Genomic DNA, 6,000 nt, shown 5'->3' with positions numbered 1-6,000 from the left:
CCCCTGGGGGCCTCGGGGGTGTGGGGGGGGGTGGGATGGCATTTGACGGGGGTCCTCTTTACTGGGGGGGTGGGTTCACCCGGGGGGGGGGGCCCCGGCCCCCCCCCGACGGCGGAGCGCTGGTGTTCCCCCAGGACGAACGTCCCGGGGGAACACCGCTGGTCTGTAGGCCGAGCGCATCAAGAACGGCGTCGGCTGCCCGGATCAGGGGCTGCAGCCGCAGAGGCTGCCGTATGCCCCCTCCGTGCACGCTCTGCGTGTCGAGGACCACCAGGCTCGGGTCGGCTCATCGCTTCTCCGAATCGTCCTGGCCGGCGAGCACCCGGCGTCGTGCGGGTAGCGCCGGGCGGTTCGTCGGTCAGGCTCCGGCCGCGTACCGCACGAAGTACGTCCAGCCGGTGCGGTCGAGCGTCAGGTGGGGAAGGGATGCGTCTTTCGAGTCGCGGATGAGGACCGCCTGTCCGGCGGTGGCGACCTCGATGCACTCGCCGCCCTCGTTGGAGCTGTAGCTGCTCTTGAACCACGAGTTGTCTGCCGGGTTCTGAACGCGGACGTCGGGCTTCATTGGTCTTTCAGCAACCTTTCGATCAGAGCCGAGGACTCACGCGGAGTGAGTGCCTGAGACCGGATGCATCCATATCGTGCAGCCAGGATACGGACCTCCTCCGGGTCGGTGATCAAACGGCTGATGTTTTGCACCTCAAGGTATCCGACCTGGGGCTTGCGCGTGGGTGTGAGGAGGATGAACGGACCGGCCAGGCCCGCATGTTCAGGACGGTCGAGCGGCATGACCTGGAGCTCCACGTTGCGCAGCCTGCCGAGTCTGATCAGCTCTTCGAGCTGCTCCTTGTGGACGTCCCATTCGCCGACCGGGCGTCGGAGGACTGCCTCCTCGATGACGCAGTTCACCATCGGGGCCGGTCGGTTCGTCAGAACCGCCTGTCTGGCCAGGCGCGCCGCCACGCGCTGCTCGATGAGTTCGTCGTCCAGCAGCGGCTTGCGCATGGCATACAGGGCGCGGGTGTGTGCCTCGGCCTGGAAGAGGCCGGGCACCGTGTGGTTGCTGTAGTAGGAGAGTTCGACGGCATCCGCTTCCAGCTTCGCGTAATCCTTGAACCACGCCGGATGCTTCACCCGCGCCCGTGCCTTCGCCCGCGAAATGTCCTCCTTCGCCGTCCGCAGCAGCCCGCCTGCCTCCAGCAGGTCGTCCGCCGTGTCCAGGAACTCCGGCTGCGGTGTCCTGCGCCCCCGTTCCAGCGACCGGATCAGGTCCTCGCTGTAGCCGAGCTGGTCACCCAACTCCCGCTGGGTGAGGCCGGCCCGCTCCCGCAGCAGCCGGACCTGTCGGCCGATCACCCGGAACAGGTCCGCGGCCTCCTCCGAGTCGTCGTCGCCACCGATCGCACCGTCCAGCTCCATTGCTGCCCGCTTTCGTTCCATGGGCCGACCGCGTGCGCCGTCACGTCACGGCGGACAACCGGTACCAGTTGCCGTGCGTACCGGTACGTGCACGCTACGTACCGCTGTCGTTGCTGGTCAGCGTACGGTCGCTTGGCCACTCTGAGTGGCGTGACGAGTGAATCCGTAGAGATCGAAATTCCGCAACCGGCGACTGCCGCCCCGCAGTTCACACAGCTGTTCAGTGCCACCCGCCGAGGAGCCCGCCTGGCTCGCCTGCTCGCCGTGGAGCAACTGGTGGCGTGGGGGTGGCCGCGTGACGGCGAGCGGACTGACGCAGCCGCGCTCGTCGTCGCCGAACTGGCGGCGAACGCGGTCACGCACGGGCGGTTGGACGGGCGGGGATTCCGGCTCGGGCTCGCCCTCCTCCCGACCGCACGGTTGCGGATCGAGGTCACGGACCAGCGCGGCGAGCGCCTCCCTGTCGCGCCCCGGGAAGCGGTTGAAGGCGGCCGGGGGCTGGTCATCGTCGATGCCCTTGCCGCGGAATGGGGCGTACATCCGTACCCACCGTCCGGAAAGACGATCTGGGCGGAGGTTTCCGAGACGCACCAGGGCGTTCGTCAGGGCGCGTATCGGAAGTGGATCTCGGGCGTGGAATGATCTCGATTCGGGCTCGGCTGGAGCCGCTGTTGCCCAAGGGCAGGAAGCCAGGCCGGCCGCTGGTATGGACCCGGCGGCAATTGATCGACGGCATACGTGGCGGACCCGGACCGGAGCACCGTGGCGGGATGTCCCGGAACGGTACGGGCCTGGGGCCGGGTCCTGCGCCGACGCGGGATCCGCTGCACCATCCCGGACAAGGCCGATCACGTCCGCAACCGCAAGAAGCTCGGCTCCCGCGGCGGCCGACCGCCAACGTTCGACGAGACCGACTACCGCGAGCGCCACGCCGTCGAATGTGGGATCAACCGGCTCAAGAGCCACCGGGCGGTGACCACACGCTACGAGAAATTCGCCGTCCGCTACGAGGCAACCGTCCTCGTCGCAGCCATCAACGAGTGGCTGTGACCAGCGCACGTGATACACGCCCAAAAGGACAAGGCTGGTGAACGAGGCAGCGGAGCTGCTGTGGAAGAGGTCTGTCACTCCAAGACATCCTCACCACAGGAGCTCCGCTGTTGGAACAGGCTGCCATAACGCGGTGCGGAGTTGCTGCGTCCTTCCTTCAAGCGCGAGAAGAAGCGCAGGGGCGAGAGCCTTCTGAAGTCGGTGCGGCAGCTGATCGAGTCGGTCAACGACACCCTCAAAGGCCAGCTCGACCTGGAACAGCACGGTGGCCGGACCTTCGAAGGTGTCGCCGTCCGCGTCGCCCAACGCATCCTCGCGATGGCCGCCGCAATCTGGCACAACCACAAGACCGGCCGGCCCGGTCCCTGCTGCGCCTACAGCCGGGGCAGCCTCTGCGGCAGCGGACGCGTGCGGCTGTCCCTCCGGATCCGACTGCTGCTGACGCTCCCGCCCGAGCCCGTACCGGTCGAAGCCACAGTGTGATGGTGACGTCGACCGATACTTGGGCCTCCGATCGACAGATGTGCGGCCGTCACTCACCGGATGGAATCAGTGAGGCAGGGTGCCCGGGTCGGTCGCCCAGCCGGTGTCGGCGCGGTCGCTCAGCTCGAACGACAGGGAGCCGCCTCGGCGCACGAACGAGCCGTCCACCCAGGAGGACTCGTGCTTCCTGTCGCCGAGGCTCACCGAGTCCACGTACAGGTTGGTGCGGGATGTCCGGGGAGCGTCGATCGTGATCTCCTCCCGGTCTCCGGCGCCCGCGATGACGGCGTGCGGGAAGACCGGAGCGCTCAGCAGCAGGTCGGCCGAGCCGGGCGCCTTCGGGTAGATGCCGAGCGCCGCGAAGACGTACCACGCCGACATGGTGCCGAGGTCGTCGTTGCCGGGGAGGCCGGCGGGACCCGTCCCGTATGCGGTTTCGAGGATCTGGCGGACGGTCTCCTGGGTCTTCCACGGCTTGCCGAGCGCGTTGTACAGCCACGGAGCGTGGATGCCCGGCTCATTGGTGGGGTCGTAGCGCAGCGCGTCGCCGCCGCGGACGGACCAGGAGCCGTCGGGCTTGTGGAAGAAGTCGTCCAGGCGGGCCGCCGCCTTGTCGCGTCCGCCCATGGCGGTGGCGAGCCCCTGGACGTCCTGCGGCACCATCCACACATAGGTGGCGGCACTGCCCTGGGCGAAGCCGAGTTGGGAGGCGGGGTTGAACGGGGTCACCCAGGAACCGTCGGCGTTGCGGGCCTGGATGTAGCCGGCGGTCGGGGTGGCCGCGGGGTTGAACACGTTCCGCCAGTAACCGCCGCGCTCGCTCAGCGTCCGGTACTCCTCGTCACGGCCCAACAGCTGGGCCCACTGCGCGAGAGCCGCGTCGGCGACGGAGTCCTCGAGTGTCTCGGCGGCGCCGCCCCAGCAGTGGCACTGATCCTGGGCAGCGTAGCCGGACTTCATGTACTGGGCGAGGTTGGGACGATTACCCTCGCACTGGCCCGGGCAGCCGGCGTCCGACAGCCCGGAGGGGTGCGGCACGGTGGCCTGTCGGTAGAGGGAGTCGAAAGCGCCCTGGACGTCGAAGTTGCGCACGCCCATGGCGTAGAAGGTCGCCAGGGTCGCCGCCGAGGGATCACCGGTCATCACATGGGTGGCGCCGCTGATGTGCACCCAGCGGTCCCAGACCCCGTCGTTCTGCTGCGCGAAGTTGTACAGCGACTGGGCGAAGTCGCCCGCGACGCGCGGTTCGAGCAGGGCGAGGAGCTGCACCTGGGCCCGGTACTGGTCCCAGCCGGAGAAGTTGCTGTACTGCGCCTTCTGGCCGCGTGCGAGCGCGTGGACCTTGCGGTCCATGCCCACATAGGTGCCGTCGCGGTCGCTGATCAGGTTGGGCTGCTGCAGAGCGTGGTAGAGGGCGGTGTAGAAAGCGGTACGGCGGTCCTCGTCGCCCCCGCTGATCTTCACGGACTTCAGCGCACGGTCCCAGGCACCCTTCCCGGCCTTCGCCACGTCCTCGACGCCCGCGGTCGGGGCGATCTCACCGCGCAGGTTCGCCTCCGCACCGGCCAGGGAGACGTACGAGATCCCGATGCGCATGCGGACATCGTTGTCATTCGCCGTGTCGAAGGAGACGTAACCGCCGGAGCCCCGGCCTGCCCGGGCCGCGCCGGTCAGGTAGCCCTCGCCGCCGTCGGCGCTGGTGGACCCGGGGGAGAGCCGGTCGTCGTGCCAGGTCCCCACGCCGGAGAAGCCGCGGTCGAAGGCGGCGGTGAAGTACAGGCGGTAGTAGCTCTTGCGGTTGTTGTTGGGGGTGCCGCCGTTGGCGCGCCGGCCGCAGAACGCGCCGGTCTCCACCCAACCGGTGACCTTGTTGTGCGCGGTGTCGATGTCGACGTGGGCGTCCTCGCTGCCGTTCAGGGAGTTGGAGACCCGGAACAGCAGGCTGGCAGGCTTGTCCGCGGGGAAGGTGAAGTCGGCCACGCCGGCCCGCTCGCTGACCGCCAGGTCGGTGGTGACACCCGAGTCGAGGCCCACCCGGTAGCGGCCCGGATCGGCCGTCTCGTTGGTGTGCGAGAAGTTCGCCGCGTACTTCGCGTCCTTGGTGTCGGCGGTGGGTGAGGAGTCGACAGCGCCGGCGAACGGCATGATGGGCACGTCACCGGCTGCTCCGGGGTGACACCCCGCACCGTTGACGTGAGTGAGGGAGAAGCCCCGCAGGCGGGTGGTGTTGTAGGAGTATCCGTTGGCGGCGGCGGTGTTGGTCTGGTCGCCCGCGGTGCTGGTGGGCGACCATGCGATCATCCCGAACGGCACATTGGCGCCGGGGTAGGTGTTGCCGCCGTTGCTGGTGCCGATGAGCGGGTCCACGTACTGAACGGGGTGAGGAACCGGGGCCGCCGCGGCGGAGTCGGCGATTGCTGCGGGACTTCCCAGGAGCGGGAGGAGCAGCCCGGCCGTGATCACGGCGACGCCGACGGCGGTGGCCGGACGACGGTCCCGTGTTCTCCGGAACTTTTGCATGATGAAGCACTTCCTTTTCGTGCGTACTTGGTATTCCGGGCTGCCCTTGTGAAGTCCAGTTCCCGGAACGATCATGAAGATAGAAAGGGCGCGCAAGTACGGCAAGGCCCCTGGTGCTACTTCGGATGAATTCGTCGTGAACCGTGGCATGTCGAGGTGCGAGGGGACTCGTTAAGGGGTTGCGTGAGCGAGTCCGGCCGTAGCGCGGAACACCTTTCCCTCTCCGCTGAGCCGGAGTGCGTCGCCTGCGGGAGCGTACACAGCGCGGCCGGGACCGAGCCCCACCGAGCGCTTTTCCGAGGCGACGGTCGCTTCACCTCGGACACACAGCACGATCTGGGGCGCGTCGACCGTGAGCGCGCGCGGCGCGTCTGTTCGTACGAGGTCGAACCGCGAGAGTCTGAAGTCGTCGACAGGGGCCGGGTACACGTGCTCCCCGGTCGCCGCGTCCCACCACGCAGCGACGGCTCGGACAGGGAACGCGGTGGAATGGACGATCTCAGCCAGCGAAGAGGACGTACCGGACGA

The 6,000-nt window shown here is 68.4% G+C and carries 4 protein-coding genes and 2 pseudogenes; 3 read left to right on the top strand and 3 right to left on the bottom strand.

Annotated features, from left to right (window positions below; all coding sequences use genetic code 11):
- Positions 1 to 358: 358 nt before the first annotated feature.
- The gene (locus ACFVV1_RS17085) at positions 359 to 565 is read right to left on the bottom strand and encodes a DUF397 domain-containing protein (RefSeq protein WP_389990003.1); all 207 of its coding nucleotides are present in this window, start codon (positions 563 to 565) and stop codon (positions 359 to 361) included.
- Complete coding sequence (locus tag ACFVV1_RS17080) at positions 562 to 1,440, bottom strand: Scr1 family TA system antitoxin-like transcriptional regulator (protein WP_389990002.1); 879 nt, start codon at positions 1,438 to 1,440, stop codon at positions 562 to 564. The genes ACFVV1_RS17085 and ACFVV1_RS17080 overlap by 4 nt, the downstream gene beginning before the upstream one ends.
- 129 nt (positions 1,441 to 1,569) lie before the next feature.
- Between ACFVV1_RS17080 and ACFVV1_RS17075 the strand changes: the two genes are divergently transcribed.
- The 3 genes and pseudogenes from ACFVV1_RS17075 to ACFVV1_RS17065 form a co-directional block, all read left to right on the top strand.
- The gene (locus ACFVV1_RS17075) at positions 1,570 to 2,061 is read left to right on the top strand and encodes an ATP-binding protein (RefSeq protein ID WP_389990001.1); all 492 of its coding nucleotides are present in this window, start codon (positions 1,570 to 1,572) and stop codon (positions 2,059 to 2,061) included.
- A pseudogene (locus ACFVV1_RS17070) lies at positions 2,058 to 2,469 on the top strand (transposase). The gene ACFVV1_RS17075 and the pseudogene ACFVV1_RS17070 overlap by 4 nt, the downstream one beginning before the upstream one ends.
- Positions 2,470 to 2,601: 132 nt before the next feature.
- A pseudogene (locus tag ACFVV1_RS17065) lies at positions 2,602 to 2,811 on the top strand (IS982 family transposase); the annotation flags it as partial.
- A 207-nt stretch (positions 2,812 to 3,018) separates the two neighbouring features.
- On the opposite strand, the gene ACFVV1_RS17060 reads toward ACFVV1_RS17065, so the two are convergent.
- Positions 3,019 to 5,472, bottom strand: coding sequence for a GH92 family glycosyl hydrolase (locus tag ACFVV1_RS17060; protein ID WP_389990000.1), 2,454 nt, complete (start codon positions 5,470 to 5,472; stop codon positions 3,019 to 3,021).
- Between the last annotated feature and the right edge of the window lie 528 nt (positions 5,473 to 6,000).

The organism is Streptomyces sp. NPDC058092 (assembly GCF_042884935.1).
Lineage (GTDB): Bacteria > Actinomycetota > Actinomycetes > Streptomycetales > Streptomycetaceae > Streptomyces.
Note: the sequence above shows the minus strand (reverse complement) of the source record. Positions and strands in the feature narration are given on the sequence as shown.